Origin of the sequence: Corynebacterium sp. c3Ub_189 (genome assembly GCF_039907195.1) — a bacterium.
Lineage (GTDB): Bacteria > Actinomycetota > Actinomycetes > Mycobacteriales > Mycobacteriaceae > Corynebacterium.
The window spans coordinates 26,401-44,199 of sequence record NZ_JASBOF010000020.1 but is presented as its reverse complement, the minus strand read 5'-3'; the positions used below and the strand labels follow the sequence as shown (position 1 = coordinate 44,199).

The following is a 17,799-nucleotide window of genomic DNA, read 5'->3' as shown; positions in this document are numbered from 1 at the left end:
AGCCGTCATAAAGCACTAAAAATCCCCCTGCCCCGCGTGTGCGGAGAGGGGGATGAAATCTACCTAGAGGAGATTACTTGGTGTTGGCGGAACCGCCAGCAGCCTCGATCTTCTCTACAGCAGACTTGGAGAACTTGTCAGCGGTGACGTTCAACTTAACGTTGATGTCGCCGTTGCCCAGAACCTTGACCGGCTTGTTAGCGCGGACCAAGCCGGCAGCTGCGATGTCAGCAACGGTGATGTCGCCGCCATCTGCGAACTTCTCAGCCAGGTCAGCAACGTTAACTACCTGGTACTCAACGTGGTTCGGGTTCTTGAAGCCCTTCAACTTAGGCAGACGCATGTGGATCGGCATCTGGCCACCCTCGAAAGCAGCGGAAACCTGCTTACGAGCACCGGTGCCCTTGGTACCGCGACCAGCGGTCTTACCCTTGGATGCCTCACCGCGGCCGACGCGGGTCTTAGGCTTGTTTGCTCCTGCGGTTGGGCGCAGGTCGTGCAGCTTGATGATATCAGCCATGGTTTACTCCCCTGCCACTTCTTCGACGGTGACCAGGTGGCGAACCTTGTGAACCATACCGCGAACGATCGGGGTGTCCTGCTTAACTACGGAGTGACCGATGCGCTTGAGGCCGAGAGCCTCAATGTTCTTGCGGTGGTTCGGCTTGGTGCCCACCAGGCCCTTTACCTGTGTAATCTTCAGAGCCATTGCTTATGCCTCCTGACCTGCGCGCTTGCGCAGCATACGGGCCGGGGTGACCTCTTCGATGGACTTGCCACGACGTGCGGCAACCTCTTCAGGGCGGACCAGCTGCTTGAGGCCGTCCACGGTAGCGCGGACGACGTTGAGTGCATTGTCGGAGCCCAGGGACTTCGACAGGATGTCCTGCACGCCAGCGCATTCGAGCACTGGACGAGCAGCACCACCAGCGATAACACCGGTACCAGGTGCGGCAGGTTTCATCATGACGATGCCAGCTGCGTCGCGACCCTCAACCGGGTGGGTGATGGTGCCGGCAATCATCGGAACGCGGAAGAAGTTCTTGCGAGCCTCTTCAGCGCCCTTCTGGATTGCGGCCGGGACTTCCTTGGCCTTGCCGTAGCCAACGCCAACCTGACCCTGGCCGTCACCAACGACGACGAGGGCGGTGAAGGACATGTTGCGGCCACCCTTAACGGTCTTGGAGACGCGGTTGATGGTCACAACGCGCTCGATGTACTTATCGCGCTCGTTGTCCTGCTGGTTACGACGATCGTTGCGGCGGCCGTTGCCACCGCGGTTGTTCTTGTTGTTCTCGGCGGAGCGTCCGCCGTCACGCTGTTCACGGTCCGACATTAGGCGTTCCTTCCGTTGATGTTTCCGTTGACGATGATCATTAGAACTTCAGACCACCTTCACGTGCGGCGTCAGCCAGCGCAGCGACGCGGCCGTGATACTTGTAGCCTGCGCGGTCAAATACGACGTGCTCGATGCCAGCGGCCTTAGCGCGCTCGGCAACCAACTCGCCTACCTTGGCGGCCTTGGCCTTCTTATCGCCCTCGAGTGCACGAACGTCCGCCTCCATGGAGGATGCGGAGACCAGAGTGTGGCCTGCCAGGTCATCGATGACCTGGACGTGCATGTGACGGGAGGAGCGGTGAAGAACCAGGCGCGGTGCCTCAGGGGTGCCACGCAGGGTCTTACGGATACGGAAGTGACGGCGTGCGCGTGCTTCGCGACGACGAGAGGAAATGTCCTTGCCGACTGGAGTGCGCTTGGTGTTTTCAGTGTTTGCCATTGCTTACTTACCCGTCTTTCCGACCTTGCGACGGATCTGCTCGCCCTCGTAGCGAATACCCTTGCCCTTGTAAGGATCGTCCTTACGCAGACGACGGATATTTGCGGCGATCTGTCCGACTAGTTGCTTGTCAATACCGGTAATGGACAGCTTGGTTGCGCCGTCCACTGCGAAGGTAATCCCCTCCGGAGCCTCGATGAGGATCGGGTGGGAGTAGCCCAGGCTGAATTCCAGGTCCTTACCCTTCTGCTGGACACGGTAGCCGACACCGAAGATTTCCATCTTGATGGTGTAGCCCTCGGTCACGCCAACAACGGCGTTGTTCAGCAGGGAGCGGGACAGACCGTGCAGAGCACGGTGCTTGCGGTGGTCATCAGGGCGGGAGACGGACAGTACGCCGTCTTCCAGGTTGATGGCGATAGGCTCTGGAACGTTAACGCTCTGGGTGCCCTTTGGGCCCTTAACCTCAACGTCTTGGCCGTTGATCTTGATTTCGATGCCGTTCGGTACGGCGATTGGTGCTAGACCGACTCGAGACATGTGTCAAACCTCCCTTTACCAGACGTAGGCGAGAACTTCTCCGCCTACGCCCTTCTCCTCAGCCTGACGGTCAGTCAGCACGCCGTGGGACGTGGAAATGATAGCCACGCCCAGGCCGCCCAAGACCTGTGGCAGTTCGGTGGACTTTGCGTACACACGCAGACCCGGCTTAGACACGCGACGCAGGCCAGACAGGGAGCGCTCGCGGTTGTTGTACTTCAGCTCGAGGGACAGGGTGTGGCCCTCGACGGTGTAGTCAGCGATGTAGCCTTCCTGCTTCAAGATGTCGGCAATGTTTGCCTTCAGCTTGGAGGTAGGCATCGACACGGTGTCATGGTGCGCATTACTTGCGTTGCGCACGCGCGACAGCATGTCGGCAATAGGATCAGTCATAGTCATATGAGTGACCGTGTACCTTTCTCGTTGCGGTTCCCGTGCTCACCAAAGCGTTCTCCGTGTGATTTCGGGCTACTCACGCTCCCTACGGTCAATACCGTAAGGCGCTCGCCACCCTTTGATTCAGACAACGGTCCGCTATCTACGGCGAGGGGCCTACAACAAAGTTGATGTTCAGTTCTTGCATCGGCTCAGCGCTTTCTGCAGCTCAGCGTGCCAAAATCCACAATGATTGGGGCACGCCAACGCCTCGGCGCAAGCACGAGGTACTATGCTACGCCATAACCTGCGGTTTTCCAAATAGTCTTGTGCCTTCATTAGAGTCGAGACCAGCACGAACGTGAATAAGGAGATGGTGATGAGCCAAACACACGAGGACCCCATCCAATCCGCACACGAGTGGCTCGAAGAAGCCGCCCGTCACCTCGGCCTCGATCATCAGGAGGCGACCGCACTCACCCGCGAAATCCTGGACCTCACCAAGGACGTCGCGCACAATCGCTCCCGCCCCGCGGCCCCACTTACTGCCTTCCTCGTGGGACTAGCTTCCGGCAACGCAGAGGAAGCCCGCAGCAATATCGACACCCTAAAGCAGGTACTGCAGTAATGGCCGGCCGCAAAAATTCCACCTTTGCCGTCACCAAGGTCCGCCTGGGAGATGGCCTGCAGGTCGATACCCGCGCCGATACCGTCGCCGGCGAGGAGCCCCTGGAAATCCGCGCGGGTGGCCAGACCATTACCACCACCATGCGCACCCCCGGCCATGACATTGAGCTGGCGCATGGATTCTTGCATTCAGAGGGCCATATTGCTTCGCTTAGCGACGTCACCGAGGCCCGCTACTGCGCCGGCGCCACCGTCAACGGCATGAATACCTACAACCTGCTCGACATCGATCTGGCGAAGAAGAATGTGCTGGATCTGAGCGATCTTCGGTTGACCACCACAAATTCTGCCTGCGGCGTATGCGGCACCTCTTCTATCGAGGCTTTGACTAAGCAGACCCGCTACCCGATTCCGCATATACCAGTGGACCCCTATGTCGTCGCCAAGCTGCCAGACAAGCTCCGGGCTGAGCAGAAGCAATTTAAAAAGACCGGCGGCATTCACGCCGCCGGTGCGTTCACCTTAGACGGTGAACCGGTAGTCATCCGCGAGGATATTGGCCGTCACAATGCCGCAGATAAGGTCATCGGCCACTTACTACTAGAGAACCGACTTCCCGCGGATGACCTCATTCTGGTCATGAGTTCGCGCGCCAGCTTTGAGCTCGTCCAAAAGGCGGCGATGGCGGGCTTCGGCATGCTCGTTGCCGTCAGCGCCGCCTCCTCCCTAGCGGTAGAGACAGCCCGCGAAACTGGCATGGCACTCGTGGGCTTCGCCCGCGGCGACCGCTTTAACCTTTATTCCGGGGAGCTCGCTTAGTCGCGGTAGGCCTCAGGGCCGCGATTGAGCCACGCGTAGACGCCGCCAACCAAAAGGCCGCCGCCAATAAAGTTGCCGATCCAGACCAGGATCCAATTGAGCGCTACGTTGCCAACAGTGAGAGTGGCCGGCAACGGGTCGGAAGCGAAGAGCGTGATGCTAAACAGGCAAAAGTTCGCGATGACGTGCTCTAGGCCTAACGCCACGAAAGCACCAATAATCGGGATGATGACAAAGAACTTCGAAGCCGCATCCTTGGCAAAGATGGCACCGACGATGCCCATGTTGACCACGAAGTTCGCGGCGATAGCCTCTACCAGCATGCCCTGCGGGGACTTGATGAGCTTGCCTTCAGAAACCGTCACCAGCAGGTGCGAAGGATCCAAGTCAGCAAATTTGGCGGACATCGCCATAATGGCGGCAAAGATGATCGCCCCCACCAGGTTGAAAATGGTGGTAATAAGCAGCAAGTAAAAGGCCTTGCCCCATGCCACGTGTTTATTGCTGGCGGCATAGACCATGTACATCATGTTGCCGGTAGCCAGATCCGCACCCAAGAGCAAAATGGCGAATAGGCCGACTCCGAAAAACAGGGCAAAAGCCACAGCCCCCAAACCCGGCGCAACGCCATTGACAGCTTGGCCTACCACACCGGCGAAGGCGGTACCGATGCACAGGTACACGCCGGCCAAAGTAGCACGAACTGCAAAGCGAGCGAAGGATTCATCTAATAAGGTGACCTTCTTGACAGCCGCCGCCTTTGCGGAATCATTGAGAGACATCTTCTACCTCATTAATTAGAGCGAATTAAATCCCTCTAATCTTATCGTGGCCACCTGTTTCCGAGCCAATTCCGGGTATGCGCGCCCTTTCGTTGTAAGCTAGAGCTTTCCCATAACCCTTAATTTCTCTTCGGAGGTCGCATGGATTCCCACTACCGGCCGCGGAGGGAACCGAATCGGCTTCCCGCTCATGGGCGCCGGAGCGTTCCATCGCGATCCGACCGCACAGATGCTGATCGCCAATGGCGCCAGACCGAAACGCGCACCCGCCAACAACAGCGCCGCCGCCCACCGCGCCGCGTTGAGGACACCTCACTTCCCCGACACCGCCGCAAACCCACGCTGTGGGAGCGGATCAAAAAGGTATGGAAGTCCTCCGGCATCCTTCGCGTGGTTATCGGCATCGTTGCCACGGTGTTACTCGCCAGCACGATTAACCGGGTGGTCAACCCACCAGAGGGTCTAGAGACCAATGAAGTCACTGCAGAAGAGGCACCTGCCATCGATCCTTCACCTGCAGTCGAGCTCTTCATCCCAGCTATTGAGGTTCATGCCGATTTTCAAGACGGCTCCTGCCGCGTAGTCAACGGTGCCATCAATCCGGACTCCATGAATAAGGCCTGCACCTATACTGCCGAAGACCGCCCTTATTCTCTGCCGGGCACGACGTCCCAGGACATCGTGGTCATTGCCGGCCATACCGGTGCGGGCGTGCCAGGCGTTTTCAATAACCTCTACGATGGTTCCGCGAATGAGCACAAGGTTCATCTGGGGGACAAGCTCTACGTGCGCACACAGAACTCCGGCCAGAACTGGCTCATCTATACTGCTACCGATTTACACGACCCAGATAAACAGGGGCTTTCTGACGACGCCTCTATTTGGGGCGAAGGCCCCATGCCCGGCCGCCTTCTCACCATCAGTTGCATTCAACCTGCGAATCCGCTGGAGCCAGCGGTGCGCAACGCAGTCGTCGGCTGGCAGTATGAGGGCACCACGCACACCAACGCCGAAAGCGCCTAAGCCACACCCGCACAAGCCGGCGCCTGCACGCCTTTGAAGTCAAGCTGCTCGGTAAAACTAGAAAATCCCAACGCCCCTTCCGGGGAGTTGGGATTTCTTAGCGCTCTATTTACTTGAACGGGAAGCCGAGCTCGCGCAGGAGCTTGCGGCCCTCGTCGTCGTTAGTAGCGGTGGTAACGACGGTGATGTCCATACCACGAGGGCGATCGATCTTGTCGATGTCGATCTCGTAGAACATGGACTGCTCGGACAGACCGAAGGTGTAGTTGCCGTGGCCGTCGAACTGCTGATCAGACAGACCGCGGAAGTCACGAATACGTGGCAGCGCGATGGTCAGCAGGCGGTCCAGGAACTCCCACATACGGTCGCCGCGCAGGGTAACGCGTGCACCGATAGGCATGCCCTCACGGAGCTTGAAGTTCGCGATGGACTTCTTAGCGCGACGCAGCTGCGGCTTCTGACCGGTAATAGCGGTCAGATCCTCGAGTGCGCCGTTGATGACCTTGGAGTCACGTGCGGCTTCGCCAACACCCATGTTGACAACAACCTTGGTGACGCCAGGGATCTGCATGACGTTGTCGTAGTTGAACTCGTCATTCAGGGTCTTGCGGATTTCCTCGCGGTAGCGAGTCTTCAGACGCGGGGTGTAGTTCTCGCTCATTTTTAGATGTCCTTCCCGTTGCTACGCGCGATACGGACCTTCTTGCCGTTCTCGTCGAAACGGTAGCCCACGCGGGTCGGGTTGCCTTCGGAGTCAACGATCGCAACGTTGGACACGTGGATCGGAGCTTCCTGGGTAACGATTCCGCCGGACTCGGCGCCACGCTCGGCAGCAGAGTTTGCGACGTGCTTCTTAATGCGGTTAACGCCCTCAACGAGGACCTTGTCACGCTTTGGGTATGCCTCGATGACCTTGCCCTTCGCGCCCTTATCTGGGCCCGAAATGACGATCACCATATCTCCCTTATGGATCTTCATAAGACTAGATCACCTCCGGTGCGAGAGAAACGATCTTCATGAAACGCTTGTCACGAAGTTCGCGAGCAACCGGTCCAAAGATACGGGTACCACGAGGCTCGCTATCGCCCTTGAGAACAACTGCAGCGTTCTCGTCAAAGCGAATGTAGGAGCCGTCTGGACGACGGGTTTCCTTCTTCGCACGGACGATAACTGCCTTTACAATGTCGCCTTCCTTGACGTTGCCACCTGGGACAGCGTCCTTGACAGTCGCGACGATGACGTCGCCGATGCCAGCGGAGCGTCGGACAGAGCCGCCGAGAACACGGATGCACAGCAGTTCACGTGCACCAGAGTTGTCGGCGACGCGCAGACGCGATTCTTGCTGAATCACTATGGGTCTCCTGACCTGGATTGATGTGCGGTAAGATTTCCGTCCTTGCCACACGCGGTCTACAAACTTACGATGCTCAAGCCTTTACAACGGACTGTGCCGAAGGGTCTCGGACCGGCGGTTCGGAAACGCACCGCTACGGGCCGACCAGCTTTTGCAACCTATACATTCAACCACACGCCAGCGCCCTTACCAAAACGCCGCTCGACGCTTGTCGACGCCCCCCTACCTCCACATTTATTTTCGCCAGTACACCCGCTTACCCCTTGGCCCCTTATTTCGAATGCACCGACACGCACGGTCTCTAAAATTGTCGACACACTCTGCACATATAAATCCCACCTTAACGCCACTCAGTGCAAACCAGGTCGCACAGCCATTCTAATAGCCTAATTTTTTAACAGCTGTGACGCATGAAAATTACAGTTAACTTCTGATTTCCACGTGACAACTGCGAATTATGTGACTACTGTTATTTGCGTCGCGAAAGACATTTCTTTGCGCTTTCCCAAATTTCCCGAAGGAGAAACACATGAAGCGTTTGCCACAGACCCTGACCGCTGCTGTACTGACCGGCGCACTCGCCTTTGGTGGCGCAGCTGTTGCTCAGGCTCAGATTCCGGAGTCGGTAGTGGACGAGCCCCTGACCGAGATGCCTACCCCGTCTGCGGATGAAGATGCCGCCACCGAAGACACCCCAGCCGAAGAGGACACCAGCGATATTGAACGCCATGATGTTGCTGCCGATCCGATTACCGTCGATGGTGTCGAGTACTTCAAGCAGGAAGACGGTTCTTGGCTGTCCAAGCCGGTCGCAGGCAATCCTGTTCGCTTGACCCCTGAGCAGGCAGAAGAGTTCGTGAAGGAGCAGCAGGACACCTCCGCAATTCCTAATCCTGCAACCAAGAAGGACGCCGAAGGTAACGAGTGGTACCAGAGCCTGAAGGATCCCAATGTCTACGTCAACGACCCGGCTCTGGTAAACGAAGAGATCACCGACGAGATGCGCGATGCTTACGCAAAGGCATTCCCTTCTGAAGATGCGAAGCCTGAATTCGACAAGAAGAAGCTGGCTTGGTTGGCACTGCCAGCTGCATTGATCATCGGTGGCATCACCTGGTACCTGTCCCAGGATGGCAAGACCTACGTCAAGGACGAGGCACGCAAGAACCAGCAGCCGACCGCTGAGGAGAAGGCTGCTTCCGAGCAGATGCTGAACGCTAACAAGGACGAAGTTATCGCCCAGGGCGGTCAGCTCGCTGAGGGCGACAATGCTCAGGCTGACGCCCCTTCCGCTCCATCTGCCCCAGCTGCTGGCGAGTCCGCAGACTCCGCACGTGGTATGTCCGCTGAGACGGGCTCCAACTCCGTTGCGCAGGCTCTGGCTGCACTGGCTGTAGCTGCGATGGTTGCTGCTGGCGCATTCGCCGCACGCCGCAAGTTCTTCGCTTAAGCAAGAGCCTTCTTACCAAGTAGGAAACTGAATTGAGACTGGCTGTGCCGGTCGGACTTCGGTCCGGCCGGCACAGCTTTTTGTATGCCTGACTATAACTGCGGTTACGCATAGTCAAGAGCCCATCCGAGTTAAGGCCGATCTGATCAGGCTTAATTGAGGTAGAAAAGGCCGATCTGAGGAGTAGTTTTCCTCAGATCGGCCTGATCACTATGGACCTAATGAAATGGACCGAGAGCCCACCGTTGACTTGTAAAGGATGCGGCGCATTAAGACGCGGATTCGGAAGCCGGCGAGGCTGTCTGTGCCGGTACTACGGCGGGCTTGGGGTCCACGGTGAAGATATCGGTGCCGGAGCCAATGAGCTCGCCGGGGCGGAAGGCCTCGGTAGGAATAACGGGGCCGGTCTTCTTGGAGTTGGAGACCACCACCGGGGTGGTTACCGGAAGGCCGGCGGCCTTGATGGCGTCGATATCGAATTCGGCAAGAACATCGCCCCGCTTGACCTCATCGCCCTTGGTGACGTGGGAGGTGAAGTGTTCGCCTTTGAGGTTTACCGTATCGAAACCAATGTGCATGAGGATATCGATATTTCCCACCGCCGGGTCGTTGGTGCGAATGGCGTAGGCGTGGTGGGAGGGGAAGGTGACGGTGATTTTGCCGTCGGCAGGCGCAACCAGTTTCCCCACGGTCGGCTCAATCGCCACGCCTTGGCCCAACTTGCCACCGGCAAACATGGGGTCACTGACCTGAGAAAGAGGAACGGCGGTGCCCTCCAGTGGGGAGAAGATGGTGCAGGCATCGTCGGCAGCTACCGCAGCGGGGGTGGCAGCGGCGGCCTGGGCTTCTGCCGCCGGAGGGTTGACCTCATCCGGGTCGATGGAGCCATTCTTGCGGATAAGCACGCGGCCGTAGAGGTACGCGCCCACAAAGGCGACCACGAAGGAAATAACGCCGCACAACAGGAAGGTCGGGACGAAGCGTGGGACGGAGACGAAGCCGATGAAGCCGGCGGCACCGAGGGCATCGGCAAGCACGCCAAAGATGGCGATGAAGGCAGAAGAAACGGCGGAAGCTGCCATGCCTATATAGAACGGCCAGCGCAGGCGCAGGTTCACGCCGAAGATGGCGGGCTCGGTAATGCCAAAGAGTGCGGAAATGCCGGAAGCACCGGCCAGGCCCTTGAGCTTTTCGGAGCGGGCCAAGAAGTACACGGCGAGCGCGACGCCACCCTGGGCGATATTGGCCATGGAGGCAATCGGGAAGACGAAGGAGCCACCCTCGTTCCACAGCATCGTCTCAATCGGCGGGAAGGATTGGTGCAGGCCGGTAATCACAATCGGCGAGTAGACGAGGCCGAAGAGGAAACCTGCAACAGGACCAGCAAAGTCATAGAGGTTGGCCAAGCCCATGCCGAGCCATTCACCGGCAGTGCGCAGGACGGGGCCTAGACCCATAAAGGTAAGGAAGCCGGTAATGAGAAGCGTGAGCAGCGGGGTGAGCATGAAATCCACCGTGCCCTTGAGGTGCCTGTGCAGGAATTTCTCTAAGGTGGCGAGGATCCACGAAATCACCAGGATGGGCAGGATGGAGCCCTGATAGCCGGCCTGAGCGACGTCAAAGCCAAAGATGTTCCAGTAGGACATCTCACCGCTTTCAATTGCCTCGGCCACGCTGTAGCCGCTGACCAAATCGGGCATGACCATCGCCATGGCCATGCCGGCGCCGAGGAACTCGTTGCCGCCAAAGCGCTTCGTCGCGGTAAAGCCGACGAGGATGGGCAGGAAGGCAAAGGGCGCAGAAGCAAGCAGATTAACCAGACCGGCGAAGCCTTCCCAAGCGGGGAACATCTCGATGACGGATTGGTCGCCGAATAGCCCCTCGGCCGTCAAGACGTTGTTGAGTGCCATGAGCAGACCGCCACCAAGCAATATGGGGATGAGCGGCACGAAGATATCCGCCAGCACCTTGACCGCACGGCTAAACCAATTGCCGGATTCGGCAGCGATGTCTTTCAGACGGTCAGTGGATACAGCCACGTCCTTGGAAATGAGCTTGGTCATTTCCTGGAAGACGATATTGACGTCGCCGGGACCGACGATGACCTGGAACATGCCGCCGGCCTCAAAGGTGCCCTTGAGGTCGGGGTCATTATCCAGCGCGGCGGTATCCACCTTGTCCGAGTCCTGCAGCACCATGCGCAGGCGCGTGGCGCAGTGTGCGAGTGCGATGATGTTGTCTTCGCCGCCGAGCGCCTTGAGCGTACGGGCGGCTACTTCCTTGTGGTCCATAGAAGAGCCCTTCAGTGTAACGGATCACATCCAAATACCGGACGTGACTGCTTATTTCCATTACAGCTGGGATTCGGACCTAAGTCCACACATTCGGGCGGAGTGTTGGCAACTTCACCGGTTCCGGGTACACCTAGCCGCGCGGCTCCCATCCCTGCCAGGGGGACTCGCCGAAAACTGCGAAAGAGGCAGCAATGCGACCGCCTCCAGCGTAGACCTCAACGGCGCAGCCATCGGCAATCAGGCGCATTTCACCATCCGGGCAATCGATGGGATCGCCGCCGTTAAAGGCAATGGTCCCGTCGCGTTGGGTGACGCGGAAGGCTTCGTCCCCAGCGGCGTCGATAAGAGCAAAGGAGCCTTCACCCTTGATGTCGATGGTGGAGCCAAAGCCCTCGCGCCCGTGGGTCTCCGGCAACGCGGACCACAGCGGCTCCTGGTGCAGATAGTTATCTTCCAACCAGATGCGGCGCGGGAGGGTCAAAGTGTGGACCCAACCTTGCGTCGGGGTGTCATCTTGTGCGGGCATGCCCATCCAGCCCAGCAAGATGCCATCCTCGGTGGCCTGCGGCGCATAGAACTGGGTGCCATGGTCCAAGAGGGTAAAACCGCGCTCGATATGGAAGTCTAAGCCATCCAGCGTGCCCACGATATAGCCGCAGCGATCCGTTTCTGCCTGTGGACAGAAGATAAGCACCTGCTTATCACCCAAGGTGAGGAGGTTGGGACACTCCCACATGTAGCCCCCAGGCAGTTGCGAAGGATCGTCGAAGGAAATCTCGCCCTGGAATTCCCATTGGGCCAGGTCCTGCGATCGGTACAGGACAATGGTGCCGCGCTCGTCTTCGGTCTGGGCACCGATGACCATCCGCCAGCCATCACCATCGCGGGTAATCTGTGGATCCCGGAAGTGCCCGGTATAGCCCTCCGGGGAGTCCGGGATAAGGGGGTTATTCTCATCGCGGAGATAGATTCCACCCTCTGGGCCCGAAGGATCGATGGCCCGCACGCGATTCTGGGACGGAATGCGGCGGCCGTCCTCTTTCAGATTGCCCGTATAAAACAGCCAGACGTCGGTGCCATCGACCACCGCCCCGCCCGAGTAGCAGCCATCCTTGTCATAGGGAAGGTCCGGGTACAAGGCATCGGGGTGGTGCTGCCACGGCGTGGGAGCCGATACGCTCGCCGTCGCATGCCCCCAGCCCGTACGCTTGGGCTTGCTGGGAAAGGCCGGGTCGTGCTGGTAGTACACGTGCAGGGTATCGCCATCCACAAAGAGGCCGTTGGGATCATTAAGGCGGCCTTGCGGCGGGGCGAGGTGAAAATTGGGACGGTAGTTCATATCACCGATACTATGAAAATATGACTATTCATGTGTGCGGTGAAGGCCTCGTGGACCTCGTTCCGGTGGCCCCTGGCAGCTTGAACGACCACACCCCGGCGCTGGGCGGCGGGCCATTTAACGTGGCCATCGCGGCGGCACGACTGGGTGCCGATGTGGAATTCCAATCCCGCATTTCCACCGATGGTTTTGGACAAGAACTTGTCGGTCGCCTTGAGGCCGAGGGTGTCACCACCACTCACCTGCAGCGCGGCGATGAGCCCACCACTTTGGCGGTAACCACCATCCATGAGGACGGCTCGGCCTCCTATAACTTTTATATCGAGGGCACGGCCGACCGCTTGGTCGAACCACGTTTAGTGCCGGCCGATATCGCGTGCTTCGGCACGGTCTCCCTCGCCCTAGAGCCGGGGGCCTCCCGCTATGCGCAACTGCTGAAGGATTTTGCCGCCCAAGGCACGTTGGTCGCCCTGGATCCGAATATCCGGCCCTTCTACGCCACCCCAGATCACCGCGCGTTCTTAGCGGACCTACTCCCCCACGTCACCTTGCTGAAGCTTTCTGACGAAGAGGTGGATTTCCTCGGCCCCGATCTCATCTCCCAGGTACCCGTTGTAATAGTTACCCGCGGCGGGGAGGGGCTTAGCGTGCAGGCAGGTGAGACCAAGCTAAACGTGCCGGCCGCACAGGTTTCCGTGACCGATACCATCGGCGCCGGCGATACCATCATGGCCGCATTGCTGACCCAAATTGACGAGCGGGGGCTCGACTCCTCCGCGCTCGCCCAACTGGGCGCTGCAGAGTGGAAGGAACTGCTTTCCTTCGCCGCAGCCGCTGCAGGAATCACCGTCTCCCGGAAGGGCGCCAATCCCCCGCGCCGCGAGGAAGTAGAGGCTTCGCTATGACCTACACCAAGCGCACTCTGTGGCTGCACGCCGCGCTCTTTGTCCTGGCGTTTCTCGCGTTCATTTTGCCGGTGGTCTTTGGCACCTCCGCTCTGCTGCCGGTCTGGCTCACTGGCGGCTTGAGCTTGGGCATTGCTGCCTGCGCGCTTGTCGACGCCGCCTATAAATTCTTCGCCCCTACCTCCCCTCGTAGCCTCCGCCTGCTCTCTGGTCTTGCCGGCCTCGTTCTGCTCATCGGCTGGGGCATCTGGGTCTATATCTACGGCAATATGGCCGCCGTAGGCACAGGCTCCTATCGAATCGGCACCTTTTTGCTCGGCGCGGGAAGCGTGCTCAATCTTTTTGTAGTGGCAATTTCCTTTCTAGATGTACAACGAAAGGTCAAGTAAAGCCTCTGGCACACAGCCACCATTGTCAGGTCTTCACTAATGCGCCGCTACGACGCGGCGGGGAACGATAATGGGGGCATCGCCAAGCGGATCCTCCCAGGCCTCAGCCTCGATGCCATAGGCCTGCGCCAATACCTTCGGCGACAGCGCTTGTTTCGGTGCCCCACGAGCGATGATATCGCCGGATTTCATCACCACCATGGAATCAGAATAGTGGCCCGCCAGCATGAGGTCGTGCAGGACTACAACCACTGTTTTTCCCGCCTGCGCCTGTGCGCGTGTCAACTCCAACATGCGCATGGCATGGGCGGGGTCGAGAAAGGTCGTGGGTTCGTCGAGAAGCAGCACAGGCGTATCTTGTGCCAGTGCCAACGCCAGCCAGACGCGTTGGCGCTGCCCACCCGATAGCGAAGCGATATCACGATCGAGGAAGTCCACAATGTCGGTAGCCTCGCAGGCCTGCGCAATGATCTCCCGGTCCGTCGCGGAAAGGCCGCGCATCCTCCCCTGATAGGGATGACGCCCGCGCGCGACCAACTCACCCACCCGCAGCCCATCGGGGGCCACGGGGTGCTGTGGCAGCAGCGCCACCTGCTGCGCGGCATCCTTCGCGGACATGGCGTGTAGGTCAACTTCCCCGACCATGACGCTGCCCTGCCGCGGGGCCAGGATTTTCGAGAGAGTTTTCAGCAGCGTGGACTTGCCGCAGCCATTCGGCCCAATGAGCGTGGTAACTTCGCCGGCGCGGGCGTGCAGATCAACGCCGGCAAGGATATCCTCGCCATCCTTATATCCCGCATGAATGCCGGTGGCGTGGAGGCTGCACCGAGGCTTCGGGCTCGTGGTCTGTTTAGGCTGATTAGGCCGATTATCCTTCATTTCTTTTCCTTCATCCACGTCTGACTGTCTAGCACCATCTGGCACCGTGCTTATCCGTTCCCCTGCTGTGCCGCGGCACAACGTTTAGCTGCGCCCGGCCGCATTCCACACCAATATCACCAAGGCGCAGCCACCAATGACCGAGGAAACCGCACCCACCGGTGCATTTACCGGGATAGCGCCAGCGATCACAGCACACACGGTCAGTAATGCGGCACCCGCGGCTGCCGATGCCAGCGGCGATGGCGTGGGGGTGCGCGCCACCATCCGCGCCAGGTGCGGCGCCAACAGCGCGATAAACCCAATGGGCCCCACCACCGAGACCACCACGGCGCTGATACCGGTTGCCGCAATAAGCAGGAGGGCGCGCTGGCGGGCGATGTTCACGCCCAGGGTGGTTGCGGAGGAATCATCATGGGCAAGCAGCGGCAGCTCCCGCGCGCACCAGATGCCGATGGCGAGAAACGGCGCTAATGCCACCAGGAGGGGGAGGATGACCTCCATGTGCACAAATCCAGTCGATCCTGCGAGCCAAGTCTGCGCCTCCGCAGCGCGCAGGATCTGGGCGCTGCGCATTAAATACGCGACGAGGGCGTTAAACATCAGCGATAACGCAATACCGATGATGACGATGCGGTTGCTCGTACCGATGCCACCCAGAACAGCGAGGAGGATGACAACGAGGAGGGCGCCGATCATCGCCAAGCATGCCCGCCACCAAAACTCCGGGATACCCTCGGCGAAACTGGGGCGCGAATGCACGGTGCCCAAGACCACCAGCACCGACGCCCCGCCGGTAACGCCTAAAATATCCGGGGAGGCCAGCGGGTTACGAGCCATGGTTTGCGTCCAAGAACCGGCCAAGCCGAGGGCGGCACCCACGATAACGGTGGCGATGGCAACCGGCAGGCGCAAGTCCCACACCACCCTGATGTGGTTCTTGCTGCCGCCTCCGGTGAGGACATCGATAACCTGCCGCGGACTCAATGCCATGGGACCTTGCCCCAGTAACACTAGGTACGCGCCAAGAGCGATGAGGATGAATGCCAGCGTGGAAGCGAGCACGCGCACGTGCCGGCGGCGTTGTTGAGCTTTTAAAATAGTGCTGATTGCGGTCATGCGTTATTGCCCCCATGCTCTGCCCACGCCGCGGTGAGCACCCCAAATGAGGAAAGGTGCGCCCACTATCGCGAGGACGATCGACATCTCCAGCTCCGAGTTACCCGCAATGAGGCGGCCGGTGATATCGGCGCCAAGTACGGCACAACCGCCCAAGAGCGCAGAGGGCAAAAGCAAGGTGGCAACGCTAGGGCCCACCACCCTCCGCACGATGTGGGGAATGGCAAAACCGACGAAGGCAATGGGACCCGTTGCTGCCGTTGCGCTGCCAGCCAACACCACGACGCTGAGCGCCGCGCCTACCCGCGCGGTAGTGGGGGACCCACCTAAGGCGAGGGAGGACTCCTCCCCCATTGCCAGAAGGTCGAGGGGTCTAGCCACCATCGCCGCACACGCTACGCCAATAACTAGCCCTATGCCCGCGATCGCGACATCTTCTGGGCCGCGGCCGAAGGTCGAGCCGATAGTCCACCGCCGCATGCTATCGAGGACGTCCGTGGAATATAGACCGATGATCATCGCGCCCGATCCCAAAGCTGCGGAGACGCCGGCGCCCACCAGAATGAGCGTCAGGGGATCCTCAAACCGCCGCGATACGGCTAAGACCAGCAGCGTAGTAATACCCGCGCCAGCGAGCGCGAGGGCGGTCCGCATACTGGTGGAGGTAGCAATGCCAATGGCCGTGCCTAAGGCAACGAAGAAGGACGCGCCCGCGGTAACACCAATAAATCCTGGATCCGCTAGCGGGTTTCTGGTCCACGATTGCGCCAGCACACCTGCCACAGCAAGGGCCGCGCCGGCGAAATAAGCCAAGAAGGTGCGCGGCATGCGCAGGTTCCACACGATATCGCGGATATCCTGCTCCCCTGCCCCGTGCAGGGCAGCGATAACCTCCTCGGGCAGAATCGAGCGGGAGCCCACCGCCAAAGACACCACCGCCAACACCAGGCTGGCGAGGATGAAGGCGACAAGGAGCATCTTATGACTCTGTGCCTGCGCCACTACCGTTGCGGGGGTGCCGGTGGTCGTAGGACTATCTGCTGCGGAATCCGACTGGATTTGTTGGCCGTCCATCGTGGTTGCTGACAATTACAGTTTCTCTTCAAATTTATCTACTGCCCAGGGGATGGTCACCGGGTTGGGCATACTCATGGCATTGCCGGTATCGGTATCCAAGTAGCGCACGCGACCATCCTTGACAATGTCGAGGCCTTGGAAGGTCTTATCCTTCTTCAAGACATCGGAGGAGCCGTTGTAGTCCAGGACAAAGAGGTAATCAACCTGGTTAAGCTTCGCGTAGTTTTCTGGGGCAATGTCGACGAAGAAGCTGCCTCCATCGCCCTGCAATGCATCGGGGATCTCCATGCCAAGGTTCTCGATAAATTGTCCACGCCCATCCTCCTCGGTGTATAGGCCAATTTTGCCGTCATAAGGCATGACGATGGCCGCAGACTTATCCTGCAATTCCGAGTGCTCGTGGCGGAATTCCTCGAAGGCCTTTTCGGTGTCATCGATAAGCTTATCGCCTTCGTCTTTTTTACCCACCGCATCCGCGATGGTTTCTACCTGCTTTTCCCAGGGCACCTGCCAGTCTTCATAGCCGTTTGGCTTGACGGTGGTAGGCGCGATTTCTTCCAGGGATCCCTTCGTGCGTGCATCCACCGCCTGGTTCACCGCAATGATCTGGGTGGGGTCAGCCGCGGTGACCTGCTCAAAGGTATCCGCCGTAAATCCGGTTGCGGTATTATAAATCACCTCAGGCTTTGCCTCGCCCAAAAGTTCCTCTGCCCAGGGGCCAACGCCAGAAGGATCACCATCCCCCTCAGCACCCCACGGCGCCACCGTTACGGGAGTGATCCCCAGGGCAAGCAGCGTGTCGGCATCGCCTAGACCCAGGCTAGCCACGCGCTGCTCGCTGACAGCGTCGGTCGCCTGAGCTGTTTCATCGCCCTCACCACGCGAGCAACCGCCTAAAGCTAAGGCTCCGGCGGAAAGCATTGCTACTGCGACCATGGTGCGACGGCCGAAAATCTTCATGAGGTTAAGCCTTTCAATAAAGGAGGAAAATAGCCTTGCTTACCTTATAACGCATAGGCACGATTAGGCAAGGCTAAACTAAAATAGTA

The 17,799-nt window shown here is 59.2% G+C and carries 22 protein-coding genes; 6 read left to right on the top strand and 16 right to left on the bottom strand.

What is annotated here, in order from left to right; translation table 11 throughout:
- Nucleotides 1–73: 73 nt before the first annotated feature.
- The 6 genes from rplO to rpsH are packed head-to-tail and all read right to left on the bottom strand — an operon-like array spanning nucleotide 74 to nucleotide 2,717.
- Nucleotides 74–520, bottom strand: a complete 447-nt coding sequence (rplO, locus tag QKD99_RS10000; RefSeq protein WP_005322777.1) for a 50S ribosomal protein L15 — start codon at nucleotides 518–520, stop codon at nucleotides 74–76.
- Between the two features lie 3 nt (nucleotides 521–523).
- A complete protein-coding gene (gene rpmD / locus QKD99_RS09995; RefSeq protein ID WP_239278110.1) occupies nucleotides 524–709 on the bottom strand; it encodes a 50S ribosomal protein L30 in 186 nt (61 codons plus the stop codon).
- A gap of 3 nt (nucleotides 710–712) precedes the next feature.
- On the bottom strand, nucleotides 713–1,336 hold the full coding sequence (gene rpsE / locus QKD99_RS09990) for a 30S ribosomal protein S5 (protein WP_005322780.1): 624 nt from the start codon (nucleotides 1,334–1,336) through the stop codon (nucleotides 713–715).
- 40 nt (nucleotides 1,337–1,376) lie between these two features.
- The gene (gene rplR, locus QKD99_RS09985) at nucleotides 1,377–1,778 is read right to left on the bottom strand and encodes a 50S ribosomal protein L18 (RefSeq protein WP_005322788.1); all 402 of its coding nucleotides are present in this window, start codon (nucleotides 1,776–1,778) and stop codon (nucleotides 1,377–1,379) included.
- A gap of 3 nt (nucleotides 1,779–1,781) precedes the next feature.
- Nucleotides 1,782–2,318 (bottom strand): 50S ribosomal protein L6, encoded by a 537-nt coding sequence (rplF, locus tag QKD99_RS09980; RefSeq protein ID WP_347951361.1) that lies wholly within the window; start codon nucleotides 2,316–2,318, stop codon nucleotides 1,782–1,784.
- A gap of 15 nt (nucleotides 2,319–2,333) precedes the next feature.
- Nucleotides 2,334–2,717: a 30S ribosomal protein S8 gene (gene rpsH, locus QKD99_RS09975; protein WP_005322799.1), complete on the bottom strand. Its 384-nt coding sequence runs from the start codon at nucleotides 2,715–2,717 to the stop codon at nucleotides 2,334–2,336.
- Between the two features lie 355 nt (nucleotides 2,718–3,072).
- Here rpsH and QKD99_RS09970 point away from each other — a divergent pair, with 355 nt between their 5' ends.
- Together QKD99_RS09970 and fdhD are read left to right on the top strand one after the other, a co-directional pair.
- On the top strand, nucleotides 3,073–3,321 hold the full coding sequence (locus tag QKD99_RS09970; protein WP_347951360.1) for a DUF6457 domain-containing protein: 249 nt from the start codon (nucleotides 3,073–3,075) through the stop codon (nucleotides 3,319–3,321).
- Complete coding sequence (fdhD, locus tag QKD99_RS09965; RefSeq protein ID WP_347951359.1) at nucleotides 3,321–4,139, top strand: formate dehydrogenase accessory sulfurtransferase FdhD; 819 nt, start codon at nucleotides 3,321–3,323, stop codon at nucleotides 4,137–4,139. The genes QKD99_RS09970 and fdhD overlap by 1 nt, the downstream gene beginning before the upstream one ends.
- Here the strand turns inward: fdhD and QKD99_RS09960 are convergent.
- The gene (locus QKD99_RS09960; RefSeq protein WP_239278113.1) at nucleotides 4,136–4,921 is read right to left on the bottom strand and encodes a formate/nitrite transporter family protein; all 786 of its coding nucleotides are present in this window, start codon (nucleotides 4,919–4,921) and stop codon (nucleotides 4,136–4,138) included. The two genes, fdhD and QKD99_RS09960, sit on opposite strands and share 4 nt — an antisense overlap.
- A 141-nt stretch (nucleotides 4,922–5,062) precedes the next feature.
- Between QKD99_RS09960 and QKD99_RS09955 the strand changes: the two genes are divergently transcribed.
- Nucleotides 5,063–5,944 carry a hypothetical protein gene (locus QKD99_RS09955; RefSeq protein ID WP_347951358.1) on the top strand — a complete coding sequence of 294 codons (882 nt, stop codon included), beginning with the start codon at nucleotides 5,063–5,065 and terminating at the stop codon, nucleotides 5,942–5,944.
- A gap of 109 nt (nucleotides 5,945–6,053) precedes the next feature.
- Here QKD99_RS09955 and rplE read toward each other — a convergent pair whose 3' ends face one another.
- The 3 genes from rplE to rplN are packed head-to-tail and all read right to left on the bottom strand — an operon-like array spanning nucleotide 6,054 to nucleotide 7,295.
- A complete protein-coding gene (gene rplE / locus QKD99_RS09950) occupies nucleotides 6,054–6,605 on the bottom strand; it encodes a 50S ribosomal protein L5 (protein ID WP_049358620.1) in 552 nt (183 codons plus the stop codon).
- Between the two features lie 2 nt (nucleotides 6,606–6,607).
- Nucleotides 6,608–6,922 (bottom strand): 50S ribosomal protein L24, encoded by a 315-nt coding sequence (gene rplX / locus QKD99_RS09945; protein WP_023027809.1) that lies wholly within the window; start codon nucleotides 6,920–6,922, stop codon nucleotides 6,608–6,610.
- 4 nt (nucleotides 6,923–6,926) lie between these two features.
- Nucleotides 6,927–7,295: a 50S ribosomal protein L14 gene (gene rplN / locus QKD99_RS09940; protein WP_049378875.1), complete on the bottom strand. Its 369-nt coding sequence runs from the start codon at nucleotides 7,293–7,295 to the stop codon at nucleotides 6,927–6,929.
- Between the two features lie 532 nt (nucleotides 7,296–7,827).
- Between rplN and QKD99_RS09935 the strand changes: the two genes are divergently transcribed.
- Nucleotides 7,828–8,748: a hypothetical protein gene (locus QKD99_RS09935; protein WP_347951357.1), complete on the top strand. Its 921-nt coding sequence runs from the start codon at nucleotides 7,828–7,830 to the stop codon at nucleotides 8,746–8,748.
- A 269-nt stretch (nucleotides 8,749–9,017) separates the two neighbouring features.
- On the opposite strand, the gene QKD99_RS09930 is transcribed toward QKD99_RS09935, so the two are convergent.
- Together QKD99_RS09930 and QKD99_RS09925 are read right to left on the bottom strand one after the other, a co-directional pair.
- The gene (locus tag QKD99_RS09930) at nucleotides 9,018–11,039 is read right to left on the bottom strand and encodes a sucrose-specific PTS transporter subunit IIBC (protein ID WP_347951356.1); all 2,022 of its coding nucleotides are present in this window, start codon (nucleotides 11,037–11,039) and stop codon (nucleotides 9,018–9,020) included.
- Between the two features lie 133 nt (nucleotides 11,040–11,172).
- Nucleotides 11,173–12,381 carry a glycoside hydrolase family 32 protein gene (locus QKD99_RS09925; RefSeq protein ID WP_347951355.1) on the bottom strand — a complete coding sequence of 403 codons (1,209 nt, stop codon included), beginning with the start codon at nucleotides 12,379–12,381 and terminating at the stop codon, nucleotides 11,173–11,175.
- Between the two features lie 20 nt (nucleotides 12,382–12,401).
- On the opposite strand from QKD99_RS09925, the gene QKD99_RS09920 reads away from it, so the two are divergent.
- Nucleotides 12,402–13,286, top strand: a complete 885-nt coding sequence (locus QKD99_RS09920; protein ID WP_347951354.1) for a carbohydrate kinase — start codon at nucleotides 12,402–12,404, stop codon at nucleotides 13,284–13,286.
- Entirely contained in the window at nucleotides 13,283–13,675 is a 393-nt protein-coding gene (locus tag QKD99_RS09915; RefSeq protein ID WP_239278119.1) for a multidrug transporter, read from the top strand. The genes QKD99_RS09920 and QKD99_RS09915 overlap by 4 nt, the downstream gene beginning before the upstream one ends.
- Nucleotides 13,676–13,711: 36 nt before the next feature.
- Here the strand turns inward: QKD99_RS09915 and QKD99_RS09910 are convergent, their stop codons facing one another.
- From QKD99_RS09910 to QKD99_RS09895, 4 genes are all read right to left on the bottom strand, one after another.
- Nucleotides 13,712–14,554: an ABC transporter ATP-binding protein gene (locus QKD99_RS09910; protein ID WP_347951362.1), complete on the bottom strand. Its 843-nt coding sequence runs from the start codon at nucleotides 14,552–14,554 to the stop codon at nucleotides 13,712–13,714.
- 84 nt (nucleotides 14,555–14,638) lie between these two features.
- Complete coding sequence (locus QKD99_RS09905) at nucleotides 14,639–15,673, bottom strand: iron ABC transporter permease (RefSeq protein ID WP_239278120.1); 1,035 nt, start codon at nucleotides 15,671–15,673, stop codon at nucleotides 14,639–14,641.
- Nucleotides 15,674–15,676: 3 nt separating this feature from the next.
- Entirely contained in the window at nucleotides 15,677–16,762 is a 1,086-nt protein-coding gene (locus QKD99_RS09900; RefSeq protein WP_284814265.1) for an iron ABC transporter permease, read from the bottom strand.
- On the bottom strand, nucleotides 16,763–17,710 hold the full coding sequence (locus QKD99_RS09895) for an ABC transporter substrate-binding protein (RefSeq protein WP_347951353.1): 948 nt from the start codon (nucleotides 17,708–17,710) through the stop codon (nucleotides 16,763–16,765).
- Between the last annotated feature and the right edge of the window lie 89 nt (nucleotides 17,711–17,799).